The following is a 24,649-nucleotide window of genomic DNA, read 5'->3' as shown; positions in this document are numbered from 1 at the left end:
CCAAGCCCTTGAAAAAAGTGTCCACCATCACATAAATTCAGAACCAGCCGTGTCGCTGGGGCGCGGGCGGTTTCAGAGAGGAAACACAAACCAAATGGCTGTACGCGTTGATCCTTCGAAGGCACTCGACAAGTCTGACTAAGCCTCCAGGACAACGCCCGCGGCCGACCAGCCGCTGAGCCACGCCATGGCAGGATGACCAGCCGCCCAGCGGCCAGGGGCTTCCTCGAACCATGGCGTGGCTCATCTTCGTTTGGTGAGGTGCCGCCCTCGGGAGGAACCCGGGGGATGGGCCCCGGCAGGTTCCCCGGCCGCAAGCCGGTAGATTGGTACACAGTAGTTTTTGCCAGCTCTTGCCATAGAAACGGATTCTGACCCGTGGTCCTTCGCCTCTCCCAGCTGTTCCTGCGCACCTTGCGTGAAGATCCCGTCGACGCCGAAGTCGCAAGCCACAGACTCCTGGTCCGCGCGGGCTACATCCGCCGTGCCGCACCGGGCATCTATACCTGGCTGCCTTTGGGATTGAGCGTCCTGCGCAAGGTCGAGCAGATCATCCGCGAGGAAATGGCCGCCATCGGCGCCCAGGAAGTCCATTTCCCGGCGCTGCTGCCCCGGGAACCCTACGAGGCCACCAACCGCTGGACCGAATACGGCGAGGGGCTGTTCCGCCTCCAGGACCGCAAGGGTGCCGATTACCTTCTCGCCCCCACGCACGAGGAAATGTTCACCCTCCTGGTCAAGGACCTGTACTCCTCGTACAAGGACCTGCCGCTGAGCCTTTACCAGATCCAGAACAAGTATCGCGACGAAGCACGCCCCCGGGCAGGCCTCCTCCGCGGCCGCGAATTCATCATGAAGGACTCCTACTCGTTCGACGTCGACGACGCCGGCCTGGACGCGAGCTACGCGGCCCACCGCGCCGCGTACCTGAAAATCTTCGAGCGCCTTGGCCTTGAGGTCATCCCCGTTGCCGCCACGGCAGGCGCCATGGGCGGATCCAAGAGCGAGGAATTCCTGTACCCCACCGAGATCGGCGAGGACACATTCGTGCGCTCGGCAGGCGGCTACGCCGCCAACGTCGAAGCCGTGACCACCGTGGCCCCGGCCGAGATCGACTTCAGCAACGCGCCTCCCGCGCGGGTCCTGGACACCCCGGACACGCCCACGATCGACACCCTCGTGACGGCTGCCAACCAGCTCGCCCCGCGCAGCGATTCCGACGGCGGCGCCTGGACTGCCGCCGACACCCTCAAGAATGTGGTCCTCGCCGTCACGCTGCCCACTGGCGAGCGTCAGATTGTGGTCATCGGCGTTCCCGGTGACCGCGCGGTGGACCTCAAGCGCGTCGAAGCCAACGTCGGTTCATTCCTGCCCATTGCCGGGGAGATCGGGCTCGAAGCGGCCAACGAGGAAGACCTCAAGAAGATTCCGGAACTCGTCAAGGGCTACATCGGCCCCGGACTGGTCCTCGGCGAAGCCGTTCTCGGGCTCGAAGGCACGTCCAAGTTGCTCTTCCTTGTTGACCCCCGGGTTGTCTCGGGCACCAGCTGGGTCACCGGAGCGAACGAAGACGGCAAGCACGTCTTCGGTCTCGTAGCCGGGCGCGACTTCGCCTGGGACGGCGTCATTGAATGCACCGAGGTCCGCGCGGGAGACGAAGCCCCGGATGGCTCCGGTCCCTTGGAGACTGCCCGTGGCATCGAAATGGGCCACATCTTCCAGCTCGGCCGCAAGTACGCCGAGGCCCTCGACCTGAAGGTCCTTGACCAGAACGGCAAGCAGGTTGTGGTCACCATGGGCTCGTACGGAGTCGGAGTGACCCGTGCCGTGGCCGCCCTGGCCGAGGCCAACAACGACGACCGTGGCTTGATCTGGCCGCGCTCCGTGGCCCCCGCGGATGTCCACGTGGTCGCCGTCGGACGCGGCGAGGAAATCTTCGCGGCAGCCGAGAAGCTTTCCGCCGAACTCGAGGCCGCAGGCCTCGACGTGATTTACGACGACCGCCCCAAGGTTTCCCCGGGGGTGAAGTTCGGCGACGCCGAGCTCGTGGGTGTCCCCACCATCGTGGCGGTCGGCCGTGGCTTGGTTGACGGTGTTGTCGAGATCAAGGACCGTCGCACCGGTGAGGCCGAAAACGTGGCAGTCGAGAAGGCTGCCGACTACGTGGTCAACGCCGTACGCCAGAAGTGATCTCCGGCTTCGAGTCGGTCCAGCTCACCACGCTCATCATGATCGTGGTGGCTGGATTCGCGGCCGGCTGGATTGATGCCGTGGTGGGTGGCGGGGGACTGATCCAGCTCCCCGCCTTGCTCCTGGTTCCGGGGATCACCCCGGTCCAGGCGCTGGCCACCAACAAAATGGGCTCCATCTTCGGGACAACGACCAGTGCCGTCACCTATTACCGCCGGGTTGGCCCTGACCTCAAGACGGCCATACCGATGGCGGTGATTGCCCTCGCGGGCAGTTTCGGCGGAGCGGTCCTGGCGGCCAACCTTCCCGCTAGCGTCTTCAAACCCATCATCGTGGTGGCGCTGATCGCCGTCGCGCTCTTCACCGCGCTGAGGCCCAATGCGGGCGAGCTGACCGCCCTGCGTCACGACGGCCACACGCACTACGTGGTGGCCTGCGCCATAGGTGCCGTGATCGGGTTCTACGACGGCCTGATTGGTCCCGGAACAGGTTCGTTCCTGGTGATCGCCCTCGTCTCCGCCATGGGCTATGCATTCCTGGAGGCCAGCGCCAAGGCGAAGATCGTCAACATGGCCACGAACGCCGGTGCCCTGTTCTTCTTCCTGCCGCACGGATCGCTGCTGTGGGGCGTTGGCGCCGTGCTGGGCCTGTCCAACATGGCAGGCGGCTACCTGGGCGCGCGGACCGCAGTGAAACAAGGCAGTGGCTTTGTACGGATCGTGTTCCTGATCGTCGTCGGCGCGTTGATCATCAAACTCGGCATGGACGTCTGGAACGACTACTTCGCCAAGTAGTGTTCCGGTTGCCGCCAGCGATGGCCGGAGCGATCCGGCGGGCGTAGCATGCACTCATGTGGGTCGATTCCGGCGACTATGAACGGGCACTCGAACGTGCATGGGAACATACCCGCGAGTGGTTGAGGGCCTTGCCTGGGCGGCCGGTACGGCCAAGTACTGCGGCCGATGACATCACGGCGGTCTTCGGCGGACCGTTGCCGGCCAGCGGGCTGGACCCGGTCTCGGTCATAGATTTCCTCGCCGAACACGCCGAGCCCGGGCTGATGGCCATGCAATCGGGGCGCTTCTTCGGTTGGGTCATCGGCGGTACGGTGCCGGCCGGGATGGCCGCGGACTGGATGGTTTCCGCATGGGACCAGAACTCCGGGCTGCGTTTCGCCACACCCGCCACTGCCGGGATCGAAGAGGCCGCCGGGCGATGGCTCCTTGAGTTGCTCGGCCTGCCTGTTGGCTCCGACGTCGGATTCGCGACCGGCGCCAGCATGGCCAACTTCACGGCCCTCGCGGCGGCCCGATGGCGCCAGCTGGCCAACGTCGGCTGGGATGTCAACGCCGAAGGACTCCAAGGCGCCCCGGAACTGCGTGTCCTGGTCGGAGCCGAGCGGCACGAGAGCCTGGACATGGCCCTGCGCTTCCTGGGGTTCGGGGCGCCCGAGGTTGTCGCGGCGGACCATCAAGGCAGGATCGATCCAGCCGCGCTGCGGGCCGCGTTGGAAACCGGTTCCGGTCCGGCAATTGTGTGCCTCCAGGCCGGGAACCTGCATTCCGGAGCCTTCGATCCTTTCCTCGAGGCGATTCCGGCTGCGAAGGATCACGGCGCGTGGGTCCACGTTGACGGGGCTTTCGGCTTATGGGCGGCGGCGGTGCCGGGACTGCGTCATCTGGTCGAGGGCGTCGAGTTGGCCGATTCGTGGGGAACCGATGCCCACAAGACCCTCAACGTGCCGTACGACGCCGGAATCGTGGTGGTACGTGACGTCGCAGCCCTGCGGTCCGCCGTCGGCATGCAGGCCGAATACCTCATGCAGGACGACCACGGCCCCGGCGACCCCATGGAGAAAGTGCCCGAGTTGTCCCGCCGCGCCAGGGGAGTGCCGGTGTGGCGGCCTTGCGTTCCCTGGGCGCCGATGGCGTGCGGGAGCTTGTCGCGGGACGCGCGGAGTGTGCCGCGGAACTGGCCCGTCGGCTCGCCGAAGTGCCCCGCGTGGAAGTCCTCAACGATGTGGTGTTCACGCAGTTGTCCCTGGCCTTCGGTTCAGACGAGAGGACCCGGGCCGTGACGGACTTCATTATGGCCGACGGGAGGGTCTGGATGTCCGGTTCGCGCTGGCAGGGCAGGGATATCCTGCGTGTTTCGGTGACCAACTGGTCAACGGATTCGGCCGACCTGGATATCGCGGTGCAGGCGATCAAAGATGCGCTGGAGGCCACCGGCTAGGCCGGGCGTCCGGACGGCTCGGCGCCCCGAAGCTAGTTCGATGCTGCCAGTCCCGGTTCGGGCAGATCGTGCGCGGCGGGCAGCCCGTCCAGGGGCCGTCCTGCGAGGGTGCTGGCCACCCACAACGAGCGTGCCAGATCGCCCTCATGCCGCGGTTTCCCGGCATACCACAGGGCGTTTTCGACCTCGCGGACCAGACTCCATTCCCGGGCCGCTTCGCCGTCCAAGCCGGCCGCGCTGCTGAAATCCGCGCAGCGCTCCAGAAGGGCAACTTCCGGAGCCGTCGTGGAGAGGTCGCGGATACGGTTCCACAAGATCGGTGCGACGGCGAATTCCGCTTCTCCGATCTTCGGTTGCGGATCGATCGCCACGTATGCGCGTTCTCCGATGGACGCAGCGCCATTGAGATGCGGGAGGATGTTCATGAAGTGCAGGTCGCAATGCACCAGGACGTCCCTGCCCGCCCGGCGCCCAACAGCGCCCCGGGTCTGGCACACCTCCAACGCGGCTTCGAGGAGCCACCGGGGGAAGGGCTGGCCAAGTTGCTCCCAGTCGGCCGGTAACTCATCGCTCCAGCGCTCGGCACGGGCCGCGATGTGCTCGAACTCTTTCCATTCAGGCCGCTCGTCCGGTTCGATGCTGAGTTCCTTCACGAGCGATCCCCAGACGTCGCGGGCTTCTTCCATCGGGGCGCCCTGCAGCCAGCTGACGGAGTCGAGCCGCTCCAGGAGCATCGCGCAGGAGGCGGCATCGGCGTCGAGCAGCTTTACGGCCCCGGTACCGCCCCAGAGGGCCAGCGCATGCCGTTCAACGAGGGCTTCCTCGTGCGGGAACGCTATCTTGAGCACCGAACGGCCGCCGTTGTAGAGGACCGGAATGACGATGCCGCCGTGGCCGTTCCATGGTTCCGCGCCGGGCTCCAGGTCAACCGAAAGCTTCCAGCGTTCCAGGCTGGCATCGATCAGCCCGGGCAGCCCTGAGAGCCACGCCCGCCCCTCCGCTGTGCGGGAGTAGCGTGCCTGGAGGTCGCCAGGGATGGAAACGAAGGTAGTCATCACTGTCAGCCTACCCAAGCCGGTCCGGGAGCGGTTCAGACCACTCCGGAGGAGCCCAAGAGGCTTCCGATGAAGAACGTCGCGGCAAGCGCAAGGGCTCCGCCGATGACGACGCGCACGGCGGCGCGGGTCTTGGAGCTGCCGCCGATCCATGCTCCTATGGCTCCGGTGATTGCGAGCGCGAGCAGCACGGAAATGAAGGTCAGCGGTACACGCAGCCCCGGGGGCGGGAGCAGAATCGCGAGCATGGGCAGCACCGCGCCGAGGGTGAAGGCAATGGCGGACGCGAAAGCCGCATGCCACGGGCTGACGATGTCGTCCTGGTCGATGTTCAATTCGGCCGAAAGGTGAGCGGCCAAGGCGTCGTGCTCCGTCAACTCCGCAGCGACTTTCCGCGCGGTTTCAGGCCGCAGGCCCTTGGCCTCGTAGATCGCAGTCAATTCGGCCAGCTCTTCTTCGGGTTCCTCGGCGAGTTCCCGCCGTTCCTTCTCGATGAGCGCCTTTTGGCTGTCGCTCTGGCTGCTGACGGATACGTACTCGCCGAGTGCCATGGACACCGCGCCACCTACGAGTCCGGCCGCTCCAGCAGTGAGGATGGCGCCGGTGTTCGTCGTGGCGCCGGCGACGCCCACCACGATGGCGGCGACGGAGACGATTCCGTCGTTGGCGCCAAGGACACCTGCCCGAAGCCAGTTGAGCCGGTGGGCGAGGTCGTTGGCGTGTGGTTCGTTCTCATGCAGGGCTGCAGTTTCGATGGAAGCCATGGTACAAGCCAAGCACCTGAAGACTGCTGCCGCCAGCAAAGAAAGGCTTTCCTATGGAGCCGGAGTGCCGCTCGGCAGCGGGGGGAGTGCCGTGCTGTCGATCGACAGTCCGGCGAACGGGCCAACCGGAGTTCCCCAGGCCTGGCTGCGTTTGGCGGCGTCGACAAGCCCGTCGATAGCCCATTGGCGTGTCTCGCCCTCTGACAATGCCACGAGGTCGGCATAGGCAGTCAACGAGCTGGCTTCCATGCTTCCCAGCGCGAGTGCGGGTTTGGCGGCGAAAGTGGCAGGCAGGCGATAGCCGGCCTCCCGCGGCGGTGTCGCGATGCAGTGCAGCCGGCCCTGGGCCTCCGCTCCCCGGAGCAGCTCCTGATGGCGCGCCAACCAGGTGGCTGCCGTCGCCGATGCCTTCGCGTCCAGCTTGGTCAGGGCCACTTGGTAGGCATAGATCGCCTCCTGTTCGGAGCTGACGACGGCGGCAAGGGCTGCGGGCAGATCGGCCTTGGTGGGCGCCGCTCCGAGTGTCGGTGCCGTTGACGTGGCCGGCGAGGCAGTGCAGCTGGGCGGCGGTGTCGGGGCGGTACTCGCCCCGGCCGGGGTCGCCGGTAGCGGCAAGCCCCAGGTTGCGGCCAGTCGCGATGACTCAAGCAACTGGGCGGTCCCGACGGCGGCAAGCAGCCGTGCCATGCCGCCGTCGGCGTCCGCGGCGTCCGCCAAGCGACGCGAAGCGCTCGAGGCGAGCGCGGAGACAAAGCCGGCCCGCGTTGGGCGCTCCTGGGTGGCACCGGGGCTTGGGGAAGCCGTGGAGGTATTCGATGCCGAAGAGCCGGAAGGTTGCAGCAGCGCTTGCGCTTGGCTTGTCAGCAACATCACAGTGTCCGTGCTCTCCAGGAGCGATGCGGTCCCCAGAAGCGTCTCGGTCGAAGAGAGCGCTTCGGAACGGGCAGTTTCGGAAAACGGCACTGCTGCGGGCCACGGGGCGTCCCGCGGGACAAGCACGGCGCCGACTCCTAGAACGAGGACTGCGAGGAAAGCCAGCAGGACGGTCCTCATCCAGCCATGGCTCCGTGGTTTCTCAACAGTCTCGTGGTTCACAACAGACTATGGTGTCACGCCCGCGGACAACTTGCCTCCCCGCAAGGAGTCCCCGTGCACCACGCCGCCGTAAATGTCGTTAAGCTAGTAGTCACAACATCATCTATCGGGAGGCGGCTGGCCAGTGAGTCATTCGGAAGCCACGACTTCAACAGACCAGGCTGGAACGGATCCGACGAGTCCAGCGCAACACGAGGTCCGCAACCCCGAGGAGAGCAGGCTGAAGGCGCTTCTGGCGCCTGCCGTCCTGGCGAGCCGGCTCTATCTTGAGGATGTTGCCATCCAGGTTGCCGGTTCGCACCGGGTAGTCCACGTGGTCATCGACCTGCCCCAGGGGGAAACCGGCGGCGTCAGCCTTGACGTCATCGCGGAAATCTCCAGGGCCCTTTCGGACATCCTGGACAACGATCCCCGGACCGACGGCCGCCCCTACGACCTCGAGGTCTCCTCGCCCGGCGTCGGCCGGCCCCTGACGGAGCCCCGCCACTGGCACCGGGCCCGCGGACGCATGGTCAAGGTCAACGTGATCCAGGGAGAGAACCTGACCGGGCGTATCCAGTCCGTCGACGACGACGGCGTCACCCTGGTTCCCGAGCAAGAGGTCAAGAAGGGCATGAAGCCCAAGCACGGCGAACCCGTGAAAATTCCTTTCGACAGGATCCGCCAAGGAAAAGTCGAGATAGAGTTCAGCCACCTCAACGAGGCCGTGCTGGAAGACGAGTACAACGGACCTTCCGAGGAGGCCTAATGGATATTGACATGAGTGCGCTGAGACTCCTGGAGCGTGAGCGTGAAATCCCGCTGGACCTCCTGATTCCCACCATCGAGCAGGCGCTCCTGGTGGCTTACCACAAGACGCCGGGCGCTTTCGAAAAGGCCCGTGCAGAGCTGGACCGCAAGAGCGGCCACGTGACCATTTGGGCCACGGAAATCGACGACGACGGCGAAGCCGTCGGCGAGTTCGAGGACACCCCTGCGGGATTCGGCCGCATTGCGGCAAGCACCGCGCGGCAGATCATCCTGCAGCGGCTGCGCGACGTCGAGGACGACAACGTCCTTGGCGAATTCAAGGGCCGTGAAGGCGAACTCGTCGCCGGCCTGATCCAGCAGGGCAACAACCCGCACATGATCCAGGTGAACCTCGGTTCCGTGGAAGCGCTGCTGCCGCCGCCCGAGCAGGTTCCGGGGGAGAAGTACACCCACGGCAACCGCCTGCGTGCGTTCGTGGTGGACGTCCACCGCGGCGCCAAGGGACCCTCAATCACGCTGTCGCGCTCACACCCAGGCCTCGTCCGGAAGCTTTTCGAGCTGGAGGTCCCGGAGATCGCGGACCGTTCGGTCGAGATCGTGGCACTGGCTCGCGAAGCCGGACACCGGACCAAGATGGCCGTCAAAGCCAACACCCCCGGCATCAACGCCAAGGGTGCTTGCATTGGTGAAATGGGCTCCCGCGTCCGCGCAGTCATGACCGAACTCAACGACGAAAAGATCGACATCGTCGACTTCAGCGAAGACCCGGCGACCTTCATCGCCAACTCCCTGTCGCCGTCGCGCGTGAATTCCGTCACTATCACCGACGAAGCCACGCGCTCCGCCCGGGTGGTTGTTCCCGACTACCAGCTGTCCCTCGCCATCGGCAAGGAAGGCCAGAACGCCCGGCTCGCAGCCAAGCTGACCGGCTGGCGGATCGACATCGTCTCTGACGCCGCTCCGGCCAAGGGCAACTAAACAGACCACCTGGCGCCCAGCCCCGGATCCGCGCACCTGTGGATTCGGTGGCCGGGCCCTCGGGGGCTTAGAATAGATGGAACCGGGCCTATGCCCGGTATCCGTGCGCTTTGGCGTGCTCGCGACTTACGGGGCAATAATCCCGGCAAGGCAAGGGCGGCGCCGAGCAAAGCAGAACCGCAGAAGACAGGTAAAGACACTGAGGCAGGTTGATACACCCAGTGACTGAACTGCTTCACACCAGGCACCAGCCTGTGCGCACCTGCATCGGATGCCGGAAACAAGGCAAGCGGAGCGAGTTGATCCGGCTTGTCGCCGAAGGCGGCGGGTCACCCGTCGTCCTGGTGGATGAACGACGCCGGATGGCTGGCCGGGGTGCGTGGCTGCACCCCAGCACCACATGCCTGACGCTGGCAAGCAAACGGCGTGCTTTCGCAAGGGCCCTCGCGGGCGCGAGTGAAGTCACCGCCGTCGAAAGCTACCTGGCGGCAGTCATACCCCCTGCGGACACTCCGTGAAAGCAGGAAAACCGTCCAAACCTGAAAGCGGGTCAGAAAACTGATGGAAACCCGATGAGTTCCCAGCGATGAGTGCGCAACGATGACAACTTTGTTGCGCTCTGCACAGGGCCTATCCGCCGCGTTCGCGGCAGGGGCCCGCAGTAAGAATTAGACGGTTCGTGCCTGGCTCGGTGCGGACCGAGACAGGAGAAATGTGGCCAAGGTCCGCGTACATGAGCTCGCCAAAGAGCTCGGTATTACTTCCAAAGATGCAGTGACGAAACTGCAGGAATTGGGCGAATTCGTTCGCTCCGCCTCTTCAACAATTGAGGCACCGGTCGTGAAGAAGCTTCGCGACGCCTACCCGGGTGCCGGCGCTGCAAAGGCCGCTGCCCCGGCAGCACCTCGCGTTGCAGCCCCCGCGGCACCTGCCGCACCCGCAGCATCCCGCCCGGCTCCGGGCCCCGCTGCGCCCAAGGCTCCGGTTCCCGCCCCCAAGGCTGAGACCCCCGCCCCGGCGGCACCTGCGGCTCCCGCAGCTGCAGCAAGTCCTATTTCCGCCAAGCCGGGTGCCCGTCCGGCACCCAAGGCCGAAGCCCCTGCCCCGGCACGTCCGGGCAGCCAGGCACCGCGGCCCGGCGGCCCCCGTCCGGGCAACAACCCGTTCGCGACCTCGCAGGGCATGCCCCGCGGCCGTGGCGACGGCGAGCGTCCTCCCCGTCCGGGCAACAACCCCTTCGCAACATCGCAGGGCATGCCCCGTTCCGGCGGCCGCACTGACGGCGAACGTCCCGGCGGTCCGCGTCCCGCGGCCGGCGCAGGCGGTCCCCGTCCCGCAGCCGGTTCCGGTGGTCCGCGTCCGGGTGCTCCGCGCCCCGGTGCTCCCCGTCCGGGCGCTCCGCGTCCCGCAGGTGGCCCCGCAGGAAACCGTCCTACCCCGGGCATGATGCCCAACCGCACCGAGCGTCCCGCTCCCGGTGGCGCAGGCCGTCCGGGTGGCGCTGGCCGTCCGGGTGGCGGCGGCCCCGGCCGTCCGGGTGGCGCTCCTGGCGCAGGCACCGGTGGCGGAGCTCCCGCTGGCGGTGGCTTCGGCAAGGGTGGCCGCGGACGCGGCGGTACCCAAGGTGCCTTCGGTAAGGGTGGCGCAGGACGCGGCAAGCAGCGCAAGTCGAAGCGTGCAAAGCGTCAGGAACTGGAGCAGATGAGTGCTCCGTCGCTGGGCGGCGTATCCGTACCCCGCGGCGACGGCAACACCGTAGTCCGGCTCCGTCGTGGCTCGTCCATTACGGACTTCGCCGACAAGATCGAGGCGAACCCCGCCGCACTGGTGACCGTACTGTTCCACCTCGGTGAAATGGCAACGGCCACGCAGTCCCTGGACGAAGACACCTTCGGCCTGCTGGGTGTTGAACTTGGCTACAAGATCCAGGTAGTTTCGCCGGAAGACGAAGAGCGCGAGCTCCTCGACTCCTTCGACATCGACCTCGACGCCGAACTGGAAGCCGAAGGCGACGACGTCCTCGAACCTCGTCCCCCGGTTGTCACCGTCATGGGTCACGTTGACCACGGTAAGACCCGACTGCTCGACGCCATCCGGAAGACCAACGTGGTTGCCGGCGAACACGGCGGCATCACGCAGCACATCGGTGCCTACCAGATCAGCCATATCCACGAGGGCACTCCGCGCGACATCACCTTCATTGACACCCCCGGTCACGAGGCGTTCACCGCCATGCGTGCACGTGGTGCCAAGGTCACCGACATCGCCATCCTGGTTGTCGCAGCCGACGACGGCGTCATGCCGCAGACGGTGGAAGCACTCAACCACGCACAAGCGGCCAACGTGCCGATCGTCGTCGCGGTCAACAAGATCGACAAGGAAGGTGCGAACCCGGACAAGGTCAAGGGCCAGCTCACCGAGTACGGTCTGGTTCCCGAAGAATACGGTGGCGACACCATGTTCGTTGAGGTTTCTGCCCGCCAGAACATCAACATCGACGAACTGATCGACGCCGTCCTGCTGACCGCAGACGCTGCTTTGGACCTGCGCGCCAACCCGGACAAGGACGCTCGAGGCATTGCCATCGAAGCGAACCTGGACAAGGGCCGCGGTTCCGTGGCCACCGTCCTGGTCCAGTCCGGTACCTTGGCCGTTGGCGACACGATCGTGGCCGGTACGGCCCACGGCCGCGTCCGTGCCATGTTCGACGAAGACGGCAACGCCCTCGACGTCGCGCTTCCGTCCCGACCGGTCCAGGTCCTGGGTCTGTCCAACGTTCCGCGTGCAGGTGACACCTTCCTGGTGACCTCTGACGAGCGTACGGCCCGCCAGATCGCTGAAAAGCGTGAAGCAGCCGACCGCAACGCGGCACTGGCCAAGCGTCGCAAGCGCATCAGCCTGGAAGACTTCGACCAGGCAGTTGCGGCGGGCAAGATCGACACCCTCAACCTCATCCTCAAGGGTGACGTTTCCGGTGCCGTTGAAGCCCTCGAAGACGCACTGCTCAAGATCGATGTCGGCGACGAAGACGTTCAACTTCGCGTCATCCACCGCGGTGTGGGTGCCATCACGCAGAACGACGTCAACCTCGCCACGGTGGACAACGCCATCATCATCGGCTTCAACGTCAAGCCCGCCGAGCGCGTGGCCGACCTTGCCGATCGTGAAGGCGTGGACATGCGCTTCTACTCCGTCATCTACTCGGCAATCGATGACATCGAGCTGGCCCTCAAGGGCATGCTCAAGCCGGAGTACGAGGAAGTCCAGCTCGGTACCGCCGAGGTTCGCGAAGTCTTCCGTTCTTCCAAGTTCGGAAACATCGCCGGTTCCATCGTGCGCTCGGGCATCATCCGCCGTAACACGAAGGCACGCGTCAGCCGCGATGGCAAGGTCATCGGCGACAACCTCACCGTTGAGACGCTCAAGCGCTTCAAGGACGACGCCACCGAGGTCCGCACGGACTTCGAGTGTGGTATCGGTCTTGGCTCGTACAACGACATCAACGAAGGTGACATCATCGAGACCTTCGAGATGCGCGAAAAGCCGCGCGTCTAAGGTGTCCTAGCGGGGAGCCTCCGAGTTGTGGGGGCGCCCCGCCCCTACGCTGGGCGGCCCGGGATCTGCGATCCTGAGCCGCCCAGCTCCGGTAGGCCCGATGCCACTCCCGGGCGCCCCCACAACTCTCCGGCATCGTCATAGACTCACCTCAGGTGCGTGGCAGCTTACGCAGACTCAACTTTGTGAGCCGCCACCGCGCCGTCGTACGCAAATTTTAGGAGTAGAAATGGCTGATCCGGCACGCGCTGCCAAGTTGGCGCAGCGGATTAAGGTTGTTGTTGCTGAGGCACTGGGCCGGCGGATCAAGGATCCGCGGGTTGAGGGCATCACTATTACCGATGCCCGCGTCACCAACGATCTTCAGCACGCCACCGTGTACTACACGGTCTTCGGTGACGAAGCCGCTCATTCGGATGCTGTTCGGGCGTTGGAGAAGGCCAAGGGTGTTTTGCGCCAGGAAGTGGGCCGCAACATCACGGTGCGGCTGACTCCTACCTTGGAATTCGTTGCCGACCTTATTCCGGTCAACGCCTCGAACCTTGAGGAGCTGTTGCGCACCGCCAAGCAGCGCGACGCCGAGGTGGCCGCGCTGGCCGCCGGAGCCAAGCACGCAGGCGATGCTGACCCGTACAAGAGCGATGTCCCGCAGGATGCGGACATCGACGAAGACGACTTTGATGAAGAAGACATCGACCTCCGTGCCGATGAAGACATCGACGAAGACGGCGGCAAGTAGTCCAGCGCTTCCCGGGTGGGACCGGATCCGCAGTTCTTAGAACTGCCGGATCCGGTCCTTCTTGTTTAAGCGGAAAAGCCGGGCCAAATTGATGGGCCGTCGCTAAGATCGGAGCATGTCGCCGCACGATGCAGCTCAGAGTCCCGAAGACTACCTCGAACACGCCGTGCGGCTCGCGGTGCAAAACGTGGCCGACGGCGGCGGCCCTTTCGGCGCCGTCGTGGTCACTCCGGACGGACGGCTCCATGACGGCGTCAACCGGGTCACCCGCGACAACGACCCCACAGCGCACGCAGAAGTGGTGGCCATCCGGCGGGCGGCGTCGGAACTGGGAACCTTCGATCTCAGCGGCTCGGTGCTCTATTCAAGCTGCGAGCCGTGCCCTTTGTGCCTCTCGGCCGCCCTATGGGGCAGGGTAAGCCGCGTCTACTTTGCCGCTGATCGGCATGGGGCCGCAGCCGCAGGCTTCGACGATGCCGTATTTTACGAATACTTCGACGGCAACAGGCCTGAACTTTTGCCCGTCCAACATACGGAGGTCGCCGCATCGGAGGCTCCTTTCGATGCGTGGCGCGGGCACAAGAACCGGACCAAATACTGAGGTTCACGCCCTTGCCGGGAGCCGCCCCACGCCGTCGAGCAGCTGCTGGTGATCACCGCACAACGCGATCCTGATCCATCCTTCGCCGATGGAACCAAAAGCGGTCCCCGGCGCCACGGCCACTCCAGAGTCCGCCAGGAACGTGCGCACCCAAGTACGCACGTCCCCGCCGCTTACATGCGAGACGTCTGCCCAAAGATAGAAAGCGCCTTGGGCGCCCAGGAAGGGAATGCCCTTCTCCGCAAGCACCGCCGAGGCGGCGTCGCGGTTTGAACGGTAATGCTCCCTCGCGGTGTCCACATAGTCCTGCGGGCCGGTCAGCGCAGCGACTGCCGCGTACTGTGAAGGCGATGCCACGCAGGAAACGATAGCTTCCATGACGTTGTTCATCTTCCGTTCCAGGCCCGGCGGGCAAATGAGCGCCCCGATCCGCAGCCCGGTCAGCCCGTACGTTTTGGACAAGGTCAGGGATGTGAAGACCCGGGCCTCCCCGGGAACGGTGCTGTCGAAGCGGGCGGGACTCGTGTGCGGAACGTCGAAGGTGAAGGCTTCGTAGCATTCGTCCGAAATGATCCACAGATCGTGTTTGACGGCCAGTTCCACGAGGTGGCGCGTCGTTTCCTCGCAGATCACCGCGCCCAGGGGATTGGACGGCGAATTCAGGACCAACACCTTGGTGCGGGGCGTGATCAGTGCCTCGATGTCCTCGATGCGGGGTTGGAACTCGTGCTCGGGGTAGAGCGGATAGTGCACCGGAACGGCGTGCAGCAAATGGCTCGTCATGGCAAAAGTGGGATAGCCCGGATTGGGAATCAGGATCTCGTCGCCGGGGGAGAGGAGCAGGCTCATGGCGAAATGCAGTCCCTGCTGGGCTCCGTCGACGACATACACGCGCTCCGCCCCGAGGTCCACTTTGTTGTGGGCACGGAAGCGTTCGGCGAAGGCCTCACGCAGCGCCGGGATCCCGGCATTGGGGGTGTAGTTGGTCTCGTCCCTGTCCAGGCAGGCTATCCCTGCGTCCAGGATGTGCCGGGGGAGCGCGAAGCCGGGCTCGCCGATGCTAAGGACAATTGCCCCGGGGGTGCTCCAGGCGGCCTCGGTAATTTCGCGGATCTGGTTCACGGGCACTTCGCGGACGTGTGCGGCAAGCTCAGGCATGGGAGCCATCTTAGCCGCGGTCCCGGACCGTTCAGGGAAGCAGCGGGCCGCAGGATGCATGCCCCGGCGCGGATATACTGGGAGGCGTGCTTTCTGGACTGGTAATCGTTGACAAGCCGCAAGGATGGACCAGCCACGATGTGGTTGGACGGATGCGGCGACTGGCCGGTACCCGGAAAGTGGGCCATGCAGGGACCCTGGACCCCATGGCCACCGGGGTGCTGGTGCTTGGCATCAACAAGGCGACGCGGCTGTTGACGTACATCGTGGGCACCTCCAAGACGTACTCCGCCACCATCCGGCTCGGCGAATCAACCATCACGGACGATGCCGAAGGTGACATCACCAAAAGCCGCAGCGCCGCCGGAGTCACTGAGGACGCCATCCGCGCCGGTGTCGCGCAGCTCAGCGGCGAGATCCAGCAGGTTCCCAGCAGTGTCAGTGCCATCAAGGTCAACGGCGAGCGGTCCTACGCGCGCGTGCGTTCGGGCCAAGAGGTCAAGCTCGCCTCCCGGCCGGTGACCATCCACCGTTTCGAGATCCACGCCATCCGGAGGGTCGACGACGGCAGGGTAGTAGACATCGATGTGACCGTCGAGTGCTCCTCGGGCACGTACATCCGCGCGCTGGCGCGCGACCTGGGCGAGGCTCTCGGCGTCGGCGGCCATCTCACGGCGCTGCGCCGCACCCACGTGGGGCCGTACTCCCTGGAGCAAGCCCGTACCCTCGAACAGCTTGCCGAGGAACTGGAAGTCCTCGACATGTCCGCCGCCGCCCGCGCGCTCATGCCCAACCGGGAGCTGAGCGACGCCGAAACCACCGAAATCTCTTTTGGCCGCAGGATCGCCGCGGGACCGGCGGCCGGCACGGCCGACGCAGCCACCGCCGAGAACCCGGCTGCTGCGTTCTCTCCATCAGGGGAGCTCGTGGCGTTGTTGGCCGATGCGGGGAGCTTCGCCAAGCCCGTCCTTGTGTTCGCCCCTGACAACGAAAAGCAGGCACACTAGCCATGGACGGATACTTTTACGCTGTCCTGGTGGTGGGCCTGCTGTCCACCATCATTTGCGTCGTGGCGGGCATCATGAAGAAGGCCCCCAACGACGTCACCATACTGTCCGTTGCCGCCGTCGAACTCGTCCTGCTGGTCTATCTGGTGGGATCGATCATCCGCGTAGCGATAGGTGAAAAAATCGCTGGGGAGCCTTGGGAATTCTGGGGCTACATCATCACGGCTCTCATCCTCCCCGTCGTCGCGGTGTACTGGTCCATCCTGGAACGGACCCGTTGGAGCAATTTCGTCATGGGCGCCGTGGGCGTCACCGCATTGGTCATGGCGGCCCGCATGAACCAGATCTGGTACTGACATTGGAAGAAGCACACGAAGTGACTGTTGAAACCACCGGGAAGAAGAACCGGGACACCCGCAACACGGGGCCCGGGAGGCTGCTGATTGCGGTCTACGGGGTTTTCGCGATCTCGGCCACGGCCCGTGCCGGCTACCAGATCCTGACCAAGTTCTCGGATGCTCCCTTGGCCCACATCCTCTCGGCCTTCGCCGCCGTCGTGTACATCGTGGCCACTGTCTCCCTCGCGAAGCCGGGCCGCGCGTGGTTCAAGGTATCGCTCGCGGCCGTCCTCGTGGAGATGGTCGGAGTGGTGGTGGTTGGTGCCATCAGCCTTTTCGATCCTGTGGCTTTCCCGCACGACACCGTGTGGTCCGTGTTCGGACGTGGATACGGCTTTGTGCCGCTGATCCTGCCGGTCCTGGGCCTGCTGTGGCTCTACCGTCGGCGCCCGGCGCGGCTCCCGCAGTAGAAATCGGGGCTCCGCCACCGGGCAAGGGCGCCCCCTGATAGCGGGTAACCTTAGAGAATTCCGGCGCCGGAGCAGGCACCGGGCATAGTGAATACCAGCAGTAAAAGGCGAGGTTGATGGTCCACATCTGGAACGATCCCACCGAGGTCCCCGAGGATTTCGGTCCCAGCGTCGTTACCATCGGCAACTTTGACGGTGTCCATCGGGGCCACCAGCAGGTGCTGACGCAGCTTCTGCGCACCGCAGGGCAGCACGGCGCGCGGTCCGTCGTCGTGACTTTCGATCCCCACCCGGCCCTGGTCCACCGGCCCGACTCCGCACCGGAGCTCCTCATGGGCTTGCAGGACAAGCTCGATGCCCTGGCCGACACGGGCGTGGACGCTGTCCTCGTCATGAAGTACAACCTCACGCTCGCGGCAATGACTCCCGAAGAATTCGTCGTCAAGGTCCTGCTGGACGGGCTTCACGCGGCACACGTTGTAGTGGGCCACGATCTCCGCTTCGGTGTGGGAAATTCCGGCGACGTCGGCACCATGCAGGAATTGGGCAAGGAACTCGGATTCGGCGTCCACGTGGTCAACGAATTCGGCGCGGAAGGCTTTCCAGTACACGACGACGGCGGCACGGACCGTCGCTGTTCCTCCACCTGGGTGCGCGAGGCCCTCGCCGAGGGCGACGTCGAGACCGCGGCTGCCGTCCTCGGCCGCCCGCACAGGATGCGCGGCGAAGTGGTCCACGGCGCCGCGCGCGGACGTGCTCTGGGCTTTCCCACGGCGAACCTGGACCACGGCGCCACGGGCTACGTCCCCGCGGATGGAATCTACGCCGGCTGGCTCGTGGACGAATCCGCAACCCGCTGGCCCGCCGCGATTTCGGTGGGTTCCAACCCCACGTTCGACGGCGTGAGCCGCCAGGTGGAAGCCCACGTGATCGACCGCCCGGAGGAGGAAGTGGAGGACTTCAACCTCTATGGCCAGACCGTCGTGGTGGAATTCACCGCGCGGCTGCGAGGCATGGTGGCCTACCGCGGACCCGAGGCCCTTGTGGAACAGATGCGGCTGGACGTCGCCCAGGCCCACGATCTCCTGCTGGACAAGTAGCCCCGCGCCGTGAGCGTTGAGAAGAACACCCGGCCACTCGACGAAGGCATCGTCAAGGACTTCAGCTCACGCATGAGCTACGCCTCCTACCTGCAGCTGCCCGTGCTGCTCAGCGCCCAGCAACCTGTCAGCCAGCCTGAACACCATGACGAACTCCTGTTCATCATCCAGCACCAAACCACCGAGCTCTGGCTGAAGCTGGTCCTGCACGAGCTCCGGAGTGCGGCCACCTGGCTGCGCCAGGACGACCTTGGCTCCGCGCTCAAGGCCATCGCACGGGTCAAGCACATCCAGAAGACGCTCACCGAGCAATGGTCGGTGCTCGCCACGCTTACCCCTACCGAGTACTCCCAGTTCCGCGGCTTCCTGGGCAATGCCTCGGGGTTCCAGTCGAGCCAGTACCGCGCCGTCGAGTTCATCCTCGGCAACAAGAACGCGAAGATGTTGCCGGTGTTCGAATCGGATCCGGAGTCCAGAACCATGCTGGACGAGCTCTTGAACGCTCCGAGCATCTACGACGAATTCCTGGCATACCTGGACCGGCACGGCTACGACGTTCCACGCTCCGTCCTGGACCGGGACGTGACGCAGGCCCACGAGTTCACCCCTGGGCTTTTGCCCCTTTTCAAGCACATCTACGAAAATGCCGCAGACAACTGGCCGGCCTACGAGGCCTGCGAGGAACTGGTGGACCTGGAAGACAACTTCCAATTGTGGCGCTTCCGGCACCTCCGTACGGTGCAGCGGACCATCGGCATGAAGACAGGAACCGGAGGTTCAAGCGGCGTTTCCTTCCTGAAGAAGGCGCTCGATTTGACGTTCTTCCCTGAGCTTTTCGCAGTCCGGACCGAGATCGGGCAGTGAGTGTCGCTTCTGTTTGAGGAGGGTCACACGGCAGCTTTCGACAAGATTGCCGGGCTGCCGGTAAACTGAGGGATGGATCCGGCTGCAGTCCGTGGCGGCTGGACCTGTTTTGTGTGCGGTCATCGGCACATCACAACCCGGCAGCGAGGCGCTGAATCGGGACGCACGGCACAACTCTAGGAGTTCACGTGGCACTTGAAGCCGCTGTTAAGCAGTCCATCATCGAGGCATACGCAACGTCCAAGGGCGACACTGGTTCGCCGGAGGTCCAGATTGCAGTCCTGACTCAGCGGATCAAGGATCTGACTGAGCACATGAAGGAGCACAAGCACGACTTCCACACCCAGCGCGGTCTGCTGGCCATGGTTGGTCGTCGCAAGCGCATGCTGGGCTACCTCAAGAAGACTGACATTGCCCGCTACCGTGCGCTCATCGAGCGCCTCGGCCTGCGCCGCTAGTTTGACTTCGGGCGGCCCGATCCTCCGCGGAACGGGCCGCCTTTTCTCCATAACTAAATCCAACACTTAACAGGAGTTCAACCGCATCGCGCATTCGCGGTCCTCGGTAGTGATCCCCGGGAGCAGCCTTCTGTGATGAAGGCACAGCCCGTGGGTCTCGATCGATGACCGGGTGTCGTACAGGCCAGGAACAGACGCTGGCCTGGGTCGATGCGGGAGGACTTCCGCTAAACAAGAAACGGAGGTGACTCTCAATGGAGGGTCCCGAAATCCAGTTCTCAGAAGCCATCATCGACAACGGCCGCTTCGGCAAGCGTGTTATCCGCTTCGAAACCGGCCGCCTCGCCAAGCAGGCAGCCGGCGCCGCGATGGTCTACATCGACGAAGACACCGCGCTGCTGTCCGCAACCACCGCAGGCAAGTCCCCGCGTGAAGGCTTCGACTTCTTCCCGCTGACCGTCGACGTCGAAGAGCGCATGTACGCCGCCGGCCGCATCCCGGGCTCGTTCTTCCGCCGTGAAGGCCGCCCGTCCACCGAAGCCATCCTGGCTTGCCGCCTCATGGACCGCCCCCTGCGCCCCGCATTCGTCAAGGGCCTGCGCAACGAGGTCCAGATCGTCGTCACCGTCCTGGCGATCAACCCGGACGAGCTCTACGACGTCGTGGCCATCAACGCCTCGTCGATGTCCACCCAGCTCTCCGGCCTCCCATTCTCCGGCCCGATCGGCGGCGTCCGCGTTGCCCTCGTCGCCGACGAACAGGGTTCGCAGTGGGTTGCTTTCCCGAAGCACTCCCAGCTCGAAAACGCCGTCTTCAACATGGTTGTCGCCGGACGCATTGCCGGTGACGATGTCGCCATCATGATGGTCGAAGCCGAAGCCACGGACAACTCCTGGAACCTCATCAAGGAACAGGGCGCTACCGCTCCGACCGAAGAAGTTGTTTCCGAGGGCCTCGAAGCTGCCAAGCCGTTCATCAAGGCCCTGTGCGAGGCCCAGGCCGACCTGGCTGCCCGCGCTGCCAAGCCCACTGTTGAGTTCCCGATCTTCCTGGACTACCAGGACGACGTTTACGCCGCTGTTGAAGCTGCCGCCGCCGAAAAGCTTGCCGCGGTCTTCCAGATCGCCGACAAGCAGGACCGCGACAACGCCTCCGACGAACTCAAGGACGAAGTCCTTGGCGCCCTCGCCGGGCAGTTCGAGGGCCGCGAGAAGGAACTCTCCGCAGCCTTCCGCTCCCTGACCAAGCAGGTTGTGCGCCAGCGCATCCTCAAGGACCAGATCCGCATCGACGGCCGTGGCCTGACGGACATCCGCCAGCTGACTGCCGAGGTAGAGGTCCTGCCCCGCGTTCACGGTTCCGCCATCTTCGAACGTGGCGAAACCCAGATCATGGGTGTCACCACGCTGAACATGCTCAAGATGGAACAGCAGATCGACTCGCTGTCTCCTGTCACGCGCAAGCGCTACATGCACAACTACAACTTCCCGCCGTACTCCACGGGCGAGACCGGCCGCGTCGGTTCCCCGAAGCGCCGCGAAATCGGCCACGGCGCCCTCGCAGAGCGCGCCATCATGCCGGTGCTGCCGTCCCGCGAGGAATTCCCGTACGCCATCCGCCAGGTGTCCGAGGCCCTCAGCTCCAACGGTTCGACGTCGATGGGTTCCGTTTGTGCCTCCACGCTGTCCCTGCTCAATGCAGGTGTGCCGTTGAAGGCCGCTGTTGCCGGCATCGCCATGGGCCTGGTTTCCGACCAGGTTGACGGCCAGACCCGCTACGCCGCCCTGACCGACATCCTCGGCGCCGAAGACGCTTTCGGCGACATGGACTTCAAGGTTGCCGGTACTTCCGAGTTCGTCACCGCCATCCAGCTCGACACCAAGCTCGACGGCATCCCGGCATCGGTCCTGGCTGCAGCCCTAAAGCAGGCCCGCGAAGCCCGCCTGCACATCCTGGACGTCATCAACGCCGCCATCGACACTCCGGACGAGCTCTCCGAGTTCGCACCGCGCGTGATCGCCGTCAACATCCCCGTTGACAAGATCGGTGAGGTCATTGGCCCCAAGGGCAAGATGATCAACCAGATCCAGGAAGACACCGGCGCCGACATCTCCATCGAGGACGACGGCACCGTCTACATCGGCGCTACCAACGGTCCGTCTGCAGAAGCAGCCCGCGCCGCGATCAACGCCATCGCCAACCCGCAGATCCCGGAAATCGGTGAGCGTTACCTGGGCACGGTCGTCAAGACCACCACCTTCGGTGCGTTCGTTTCCCTGACCCCGGGCAAGGACGGCCTGCTGCACATCTCAGAGCTGCGCAAGCTGGCCAGCGGCAAGCGCGTGGACAACGTCGACGACGTCGTCTCCGTGGGCCAGAAGATCCAGGTCGAGATCACCAAGATCGACGACCGCGGTAAGCTCTCCCTCTCCCCGGTTGTGGCTGAGGAAGAAGGCGCCACCTCGGAAGAAGCTCCCGCCGAAGAGGCTGAAGTTTCCGCCGAGTAGCCTGAACCGGCAAACACGGGCAGGACCGGTGGACATGTCCACCGGTCCTGCCCGGTTTAACAATGAATTCCCGTCCCAGAGGCGATGCGGCCGCTGGTACGATTGCAGCCAGATTTGGCACCCGTGATTTCCCGCAGAACTGAAAGGTCTTGATGACTGTCGTACCCCTCCCATTGGCGCAGACCGTGCCCGGCGGCGAATTGATCCATGGCGCCGAAGGCGGCTCCGTTGTCCGGCGTTCAGTGCTTCCGGGAGGCGTCCGGGTGCTCACCGAGGCCATGCCCGGGCAGCGTTCGGCAACCATCGGATTCTGGGTGGGAGTCGGCTCCCGGGACGAGGCAGACGGCCAGCACGGCTCCACCCACTTCCTGGAGCACCTCCTGTTCAAAGGCACCAAGAAGCGCACCGCCCTCGAGATCGCGTCTGCTTTCGACGAGGTCGGCGGTGAATCGAATGCGGCCACGGCTAAGGAAAGCACATGCTACTTTGCCCGGGTACTGGACACGGACCTCCCCATGGCCATCGACGTCATTGCCGACATGATCACCGGCGCCGTGCTCGATCCTGCGGAACTTGAACAGGAACGCGACGTGATCCTTGAGGAAATCGCCATGGACAGCGATGACCCCACCGACGTCGCACATGAAAACTTCGTGGCCGCGGTACTCGGCTTACATCCGCTGGGACGCCCGATCGGTGGCACCCCTGCCGCCATCAAGGCCGTGTCCCGCGATTCCGTGTGGGCACATTACCAGCGCTACTACCGGCCGGACGAAATCGTCATCACCGCAGCCGGCGGCCTGGACCACGACGTCGTTTGCCGCCTTGTGGTAGATGCCTTGCGGACGGCCGGGTGGGAGCTGAAGGACACCGCTGCCCCCGTCGAGCGCCGCTCCACTGAGCGGGCGGATATCACGGGCACCGCAGGGCTGCATGTGATCAAGCGTCCCGTGGAGCAGGCCAACATCATCATGGGCTGCCCCTCGATCGTCGCCACCGACGATCGGCGCTTCGTGATGAGCGTCCTGAACGCTGTCCTTGGCGGTGGCATGTCTTCGCGTCTCTTCCAGGAGATCCGCGAAAAGCGGGGCCTCGTCTATTCGACTTATTCCTTCGCCTCCGCCTACGCGGACGCAGGCTACTTCGGCATGTACGCCGGTTGCACGCCGTCGAAGGTCAAGCAGGTTTTGGAACTCCTGGGCGCCGAACTGGATAAGCTCGCTGCCGACAGAATCACGGACGAGGAACTGCGCAAGGCCGTGGGCCAATTGTGCGGCGGCATCGTCCTGGCCCTTGAAGACACCGGATCCCGGATGTCCCGCCTTGGCCGCGCCGAACTCGTTTCCGGCGAATTCCAGGACATCGATGAAACGCTGGCCCGCATCAAGGCCGTCACAGCCGAGCAAGTCCAGGAACTCGCCCGGGTGCTCGCCGAAGCCCCCCGCACCGTGACCGTCGTCGGGCCCTTCGAGGAAACAGAGACGTTCGGCCTCTAGTGGACATGCCCCCCGTTGGCGCCTAGGAGTGGACATAACCCTGATATGTCCATTCCTGGTTTGGAAGAGGGGGCATGCCCGGTGTGGGGAAGGCTGGACGCGCCTGCTCGATCGGGAACATGATGGTGACGTATCCACCGTCTTGCGCAGGAGTCGCCATGAACGAGCCATTGAAGAGTCATGCACATACTGCGCTGGAGGCATTCCTGGGGCATTGGCGGGGGAGTACCGAGCTCTCGGCGTCGCCCTGGGGACCTGCCCGGACCGCCGACGCCGAGGTGACGTTCTCGCGCGCGGCAGGAGGTTACGCCTTGGTGCAGAGCTACCGGCACATTGAACCCGACGGCACCCATTTCGAGGGGCATGGTGTCTTCACCGTTGACCCGGACCACGGCGACACCTTGTGGTACTACGTGGACAGCATGGGCAGGCCGCCGGAAGCTCCGGCCCGGGGGCATTGGGAAGACGGCACACTGAGGCTTGAGCGGCGCAGCCCCCGCGGGACGGCGCGGCACACTTTCAAGGTGGACGGCGGCGTGCTGACCCATATGGCGGAGCTCAGGCTCGGGGATGCCCCGACGTTCAGCCCGTTCATGGTCTCTGTCTGCAGGCGCGTCTAAGGCTCACGTCCAGCAGGCACATCACTCAGAGGACTCTGGCCTCCATCGACTCGACCATCCGCGCATCTGGCATGCCGTCGAGCGAGGCCGGCCTTCCTGGTCCACTCCACACCTTTATCCGCAAGGTGTTCAGCATTGACTCAGCTTGCTCCCGTTCGGCGAAATCAAGCTCAATCAGGACCCGCTGCGAATCGTCCACAAGCCTGGAGACCCGGTAGGAGACAACGCCGGAGCCGGCGCGATCTGCCGGATCCGAGTCGAACGACTGCTTCCATGCGCCGAAGTCGTTCACGGAGTGTTCGATCAGGAGGGTGTACATGGCTGTTCCTTTGCTGTTGCGCGGATAGGCACAGCGTAGGCTCCTTGGACCCGGGGAACCACTCCTCGGCCTTGGCCGGCTCAGCCGCCGGCAAACGGCGGGAGGACGTCGACGACGTCGTCCGCACCGAGAGCGGCCGATCGGTCGCGGACTGCTACCTCATTGCGTAGGAAGCTGCTGCGCGAAATGATCCGGGCCAGCGGCGGTGTTCCAGCCGGTGGTTCCGGACGTTCGACGGCGAGCACAGCCGCGATCAGCCCGTCCAGGCCGGTCCCTTCAGGAAGATCGTGGTGTTCCTCTTCGACGCCCGCCGCGGCGCGCGCGGCAGCGAAGTATCGTACGAGCAAAGC

At 64.9% G+C, this 24,649-nt stretch carries 23 protein-coding genes and 1 pseudogene; 18 read left to right on the top strand and 6 right to left on the bottom strand.

What is annotated here, in order from left to right; all coding sequences use genetic code 11:
* The first annotated feature begins 378 nt into the window (after positions 1-378).
* The 3 genes and pseudogenes from AC4CS3_RS03200 (at position 379) to AC4CS3_RS03190 (ending at position 4,425) form a co-directional block, all read left to right on the top strand.
* Complete coding sequence (locus AC4CS3_RS03200; protein WP_490782177.1) at positions 379-2,190, top strand: proline--tRNA ligase; 1,812 nt, start codon at positions 379-381, stop codon at positions 2,188-2,190.
* On the top strand, positions 2,187-2,984 hold the full coding sequence (locus tag AC4CS3_RS03195) for a sulfite exporter TauE/SafE family protein (protein ID WP_284983964.1): 798 nt from the start codon (positions 2,187-2,189) through the stop codon (positions 2,982-2,984). The genes AC4CS3_RS03200 and AC4CS3_RS03195 overlap by 4 nt, the downstream gene beginning before the upstream one ends.
* Before the next feature lie 56 nt (positions 2,985-3,040).
* Positions 3,041-4,425, top strand: a pseudogene (locus tag AC4CS3_RS03190) (pyridoxal phosphate-dependent decarboxylase family protein).
* 32 nt (positions 4,426-4,457) lie between these two features.
* On the opposite strand, the gene AC4CS3_RS03185 reads toward AC4CS3_RS03190, so the two are convergent.
* Genes AC4CS3_RS03185 through AC4CS3_RS03175 form a run of 3 tightly spaced genes read right to left on the bottom strand, consistent with a single transcriptional unit; the run spans position 4,458 to position 7,297 of the window.
* The gene (locus AC4CS3_RS03185) at positions 4,458-5,480 is read right to left on the bottom strand and encodes an aminoglycoside phosphotransferase family protein (protein ID WP_441414623.1); all 1,023 of its coding nucleotides are present in this window, start codon (positions 5,478-5,480) and stop codon (positions 4,458-4,460) included.
* Between the two features lie 35 nt (positions 5,481-5,515).
* The gene (locus tag AC4CS3_RS03180; RefSeq protein WP_437773090.1) at positions 5,516-6,244 is read right to left on the bottom strand and encodes a VIT1/CCC1 transporter family protein; all 729 of its coding nucleotides are present in this window, start codon (positions 6,242-6,244) and stop codon (positions 5,516-5,518) included.
* Positions 6,245-6,295: 51 nt separating this feature from the next.
* On the bottom strand, positions 6,296-7,297 hold the full coding sequence (locus AC4CS3_RS03175; protein WP_490782176.1) for a DUF4439 domain-containing protein: 1,002 nt from the start codon (positions 7,295-7,297) through the stop codon (positions 6,296-6,298).
* Between the two features lie 166 nt (positions 7,298-7,463).
* On the opposite strand from AC4CS3_RS03175, the gene rimP reads away from it, so the two are divergent.
* The 6 genes from rimP to AC4CS3_RS03145 all read left to right on the top strand — a co-directional run bounded on the left by rimP (position 7,464) and on the right by AC4CS3_RS03145 (position 13,962).
* Positions 7,464-8,087 (top strand): ribosome maturation factor RimP, encoded by a 624-nt coding sequence (rimP, locus tag AC4CS3_RS03170; protein ID WP_490782175.1) that lies wholly within the window; start codon positions 7,464-7,466, stop codon positions 8,085-8,087.
* Complete coding sequence (gene nusA / locus AC4CS3_RS03165; protein ID WP_184735854.1) at positions 8,087-9,067, top strand: transcription termination factor NusA; 981 nt, start codon at positions 8,087-8,089, stop codon at positions 9,065-9,067. The genes rimP and nusA overlap by 1 nt, the downstream gene beginning before the upstream one ends.
* 221 nt (positions 9,068-9,288) lie before the next feature.
* Positions 9,289-9,585: a YlxR family protein gene (locus tag AC4CS3_RS03160; protein ID WP_490782174.1), complete on the top strand. Its 297-nt coding sequence runs from the start codon at positions 9,289-9,291 to the stop codon at positions 9,583-9,585.
* A 196-nt stretch (positions 9,586-9,781) separates the two neighbouring features.
* Positions 9,782-12,622 (top strand): translation initiation factor IF-2, encoded by a 2,841-nt coding sequence (infB, locus tag AC4CS3_RS03155; protein ID WP_437773094.1) that lies wholly within the window; start codon positions 9,782-9,784, stop codon positions 12,620-12,622.
* 229 nt (positions 12,623-12,851) lie between these two features.
* The gene (gene rbfA / locus AC4CS3_RS03150; RefSeq protein WP_490782173.1) at positions 12,852-13,361 is read left to right on the top strand and encodes a 30S ribosome-binding factor RbfA; all 510 of its coding nucleotides are present in this window, start codon (positions 12,852-12,854) and stop codon (positions 13,359-13,361) included.
* 115 nt (positions 13,362-13,476) lie between these two features.
* Complete coding sequence (locus AC4CS3_RS03145) at positions 13,477-13,962, top strand: nucleoside deaminase (RefSeq protein ID WP_490782172.1); 486 nt, start codon at positions 13,477-13,479, stop codon at positions 13,960-13,962.
* Positions 13,963-13,965: 3 nt separating this feature from the next.
* On the opposite strand, the gene AC4CS3_RS03140 is transcribed toward AC4CS3_RS03145, so the two are convergent.
* Positions 13,966-15,120, bottom strand: a complete 1,155-nt coding sequence (locus AC4CS3_RS03140) for a pyridoxal phosphate-dependent aminotransferase (RefSeq protein ID WP_490782171.1) — start codon at positions 15,118-15,120, stop codon at positions 13,966-13,968.
* Positions 15,121-15,206: 86 nt separating this feature from the next.
* On the opposite strand from AC4CS3_RS03140, the gene truB reads away from it, so the two are divergent.
* The 9 genes from truB to AC4CS3_RS03095 all read left to right on the top strand — a co-directional run bounded on the left by truB (position 15,207) and on the right by AC4CS3_RS03095 (position 23,980).
* Positions 15,207-16,127 carry a tRNA pseudouridine(55) synthase TruB gene (gene truB, locus AC4CS3_RS03135; protein WP_490782170.1) on the top strand — a complete coding sequence of 307 codons (921 nt, stop codon included), beginning with the start codon at positions 15,207-15,209 and terminating at the stop codon, positions 16,125-16,127.
* A 2-nt stretch (positions 16,128-16,129) separates the two neighbouring features.
* Entirely contained in the window at positions 16,130-16,483 is a 354-nt protein-coding gene (locus tag AC4CS3_RS03130) for a hypothetical protein (RefSeq protein ID WP_490782169.1), read from the top strand.
* A 2-nt stretch (positions 16,484-16,485) separates the two neighbouring features.
* Entirely contained in the window at positions 16,486-16,935 is a 450-nt protein-coding gene (locus AC4CS3_RS03125; RefSeq protein ID WP_490782168.1) for a hypothetical protein, read from the top strand.
* 116 nt (positions 16,936-17,051) lie between these two features.
* Positions 17,052-18,035, top strand: a complete 984-nt coding sequence (locus AC4CS3_RS03120; RefSeq protein WP_490782167.1) for a bifunctional riboflavin kinase/FAD synthetase — start codon at positions 17,052-17,054, stop codon at positions 18,033-18,035.
* A gap of 9 nt (positions 18,036-18,044) precedes the next feature.
* Positions 18,045-18,899, top strand: coding sequence for a tryptophan 2,3-dioxygenase (kynA, locus tag AC4CS3_RS03115; RefSeq protein WP_490782166.1), 855 nt, complete (start codon positions 18,045-18,047; stop codon positions 18,897-18,899).
* A gap of 188 nt (positions 18,900-19,087) precedes the next feature.
* Positions 19,088-19,357, top strand: a complete 270-nt coding sequence (gene rpsO, locus AC4CS3_RS03110; protein ID WP_028266602.1) for a 30S ribosomal protein S15 — start codon at positions 19,088-19,090, stop codon at positions 19,355-19,357.
* Positions 19,358-19,611: 254 nt separating this feature from the next.
* A complete protein-coding gene (locus tag AC4CS3_RS03105) occupies positions 19,612-21,864 on the top strand; it encodes a polyribonucleotide nucleotidyltransferase (protein WP_490782165.1) in 2,253 nt (750 codons plus the stop codon).
* A gap of 152 nt (positions 21,865-22,016) precedes the next feature.
* Entirely contained in the window at positions 22,017-23,360 is a 1,344-nt protein-coding gene (locus tag AC4CS3_RS03100) for a M16 family metallopeptidase (protein WP_490782164.1), read from the top strand.
* Between the two features lie 158 nt (positions 23,361-23,518).
* Entirely contained in the window at positions 23,519-23,980 is a 462-nt protein-coding gene (locus AC4CS3_RS03095) for a DUF1579 family protein (RefSeq protein WP_345449793.1), read from the top strand.
* A gap of 25 nt (positions 23,981-24,005) precedes the next feature.
* Here AC4CS3_RS03095 and AC4CS3_RS03090 read toward each other — a convergent pair whose 3' ends face one another.
* Both AC4CS3_RS03090 and AC4CS3_RS03085 read right to left on the bottom strand, forming a co-directional pair.
* Positions 24,006-24,299, bottom strand: coding sequence for a hypothetical protein (locus tag AC4CS3_RS03090; protein ID WP_490782163.1), 294 nt, complete (start codon positions 24,297-24,299; stop codon positions 24,006-24,008).
* A gap of 80 nt (positions 24,300-24,379) precedes the next feature.
* Positions 24,380-24,646: a MoaD/ThiS family protein gene (locus AC4CS3_RS03085; RefSeq protein WP_234753108.1), complete on the bottom strand. Its 267-nt coding sequence runs from the start codon at positions 24,644-24,646 to the stop codon at positions 24,380-24,382.
* Positions 24,647-24,649 lie beyond the last annotated feature (3 nt).

The sequence above is a fragment of the Arthrobacter sp. SE2 genome (assembly GCF_058244265.1).
The sequence above is the reverse complement of the archived record's forward strand: the minus strand, read 5'-3'. Positions and strand labels throughout refer to the sequence as shown.

What these genes read in the sequence shown, in the direction of transcription:
- AC4CS3_RS03185 (WP_441414623.1), bottom strand. Translation starts at nt 5,480, where the DNA reads ATGACTACCTTCGTTTCCATCCCTGGCGACCTCCAGGCACGCTACTCC.
- AC4CS3_RS03180 (WP_437773090.1), bottom strand. Translation starts at nt 6,244, where the DNA reads ATGGCTTCCATCGAAACTGCAGCCCTGCATGAGAACGAACCACACGCC.
- AC4CS3_RS03175 (WP_490782176.1), bottom strand. Translation starts at nt 7,297, where the DNA reads ATGAGGACCGTCCTGCTGGCTTTCCTCGCAGTCCTCGTTCTAGGAGTC.
- nusA (WP_184735854.1), top strand. Translation starts at nt 8,087, where the DNA reads ATGGATATTGACATGAGTGCGCTGAGACTCCTGGAGCGTGAGCGTGAA.
- rbfA (WP_490782173.1), top strand. Translation starts at nt 12,852, where the DNA reads ATGGCTGATCCGGCACGCGCTGCCAAGTTGGCGCAGCGGATTAAGGTT.
- AC4CS3_RS03145 (WP_490782172.1), top strand. Translation starts at nt 13,477, where the DNA reads ATGTCGCCGCACGATGCAGCTCAGAGTCCCGAAGACTACCTCGAACAC.
- AC4CS3_RS03140 (WP_490782171.1), bottom strand. Translation starts at nt 15,120, where the DNA reads ATGCCTGAGCTTGCCGCACACGTCCGCGAAGTGCCCGTGAACCAGATC.
- AC4CS3_RS03130 (WP_490782169.1), top strand. Translation starts at nt 16,130, where the DNA reads ATGGACGGATACTTTTACGCTGTCCTGGTGGTGGGCCTGCTGTCCACC.
- AC4CS3_RS03120 (WP_490782167.1), top strand. Translation starts at nt 17,052, where the DNA reads ATGGTCCACATCTGGAACGATCCCACCGAGGTCCCCGAGGATTTCGGT.
- AC4CS3_RS03105 (WP_490782165.1), top strand. Translation starts at nt 19,612, where the DNA reads ATGGAGGGTCCCGAAATCCAGTTCTCAGAAGCCATCATCGACAACGGC.
- AC4CS3_RS03100 (WP_490782164.1), top strand. Translation starts at nt 22,017, where the DNA reads ATGACTGTCGTACCCCTCCCATTGGCGCAGACCGTGCCCGGCGGCGAA.
- AC4CS3_RS03095 (WP_345449793.1), top strand. Translation starts at nt 23,519, where the DNA reads ATGAACGAGCCATTGAAGAGTCATGCACATACTGCGCTGGAGGCATTC.
- AC4CS3_RS03090 (WP_490782163.1), bottom strand. Translation starts at nt 24,299, where the DNA reads ATGTACACCCTCCTGATCGAACACTCCGTGAACGACTTCGGCGCATGG.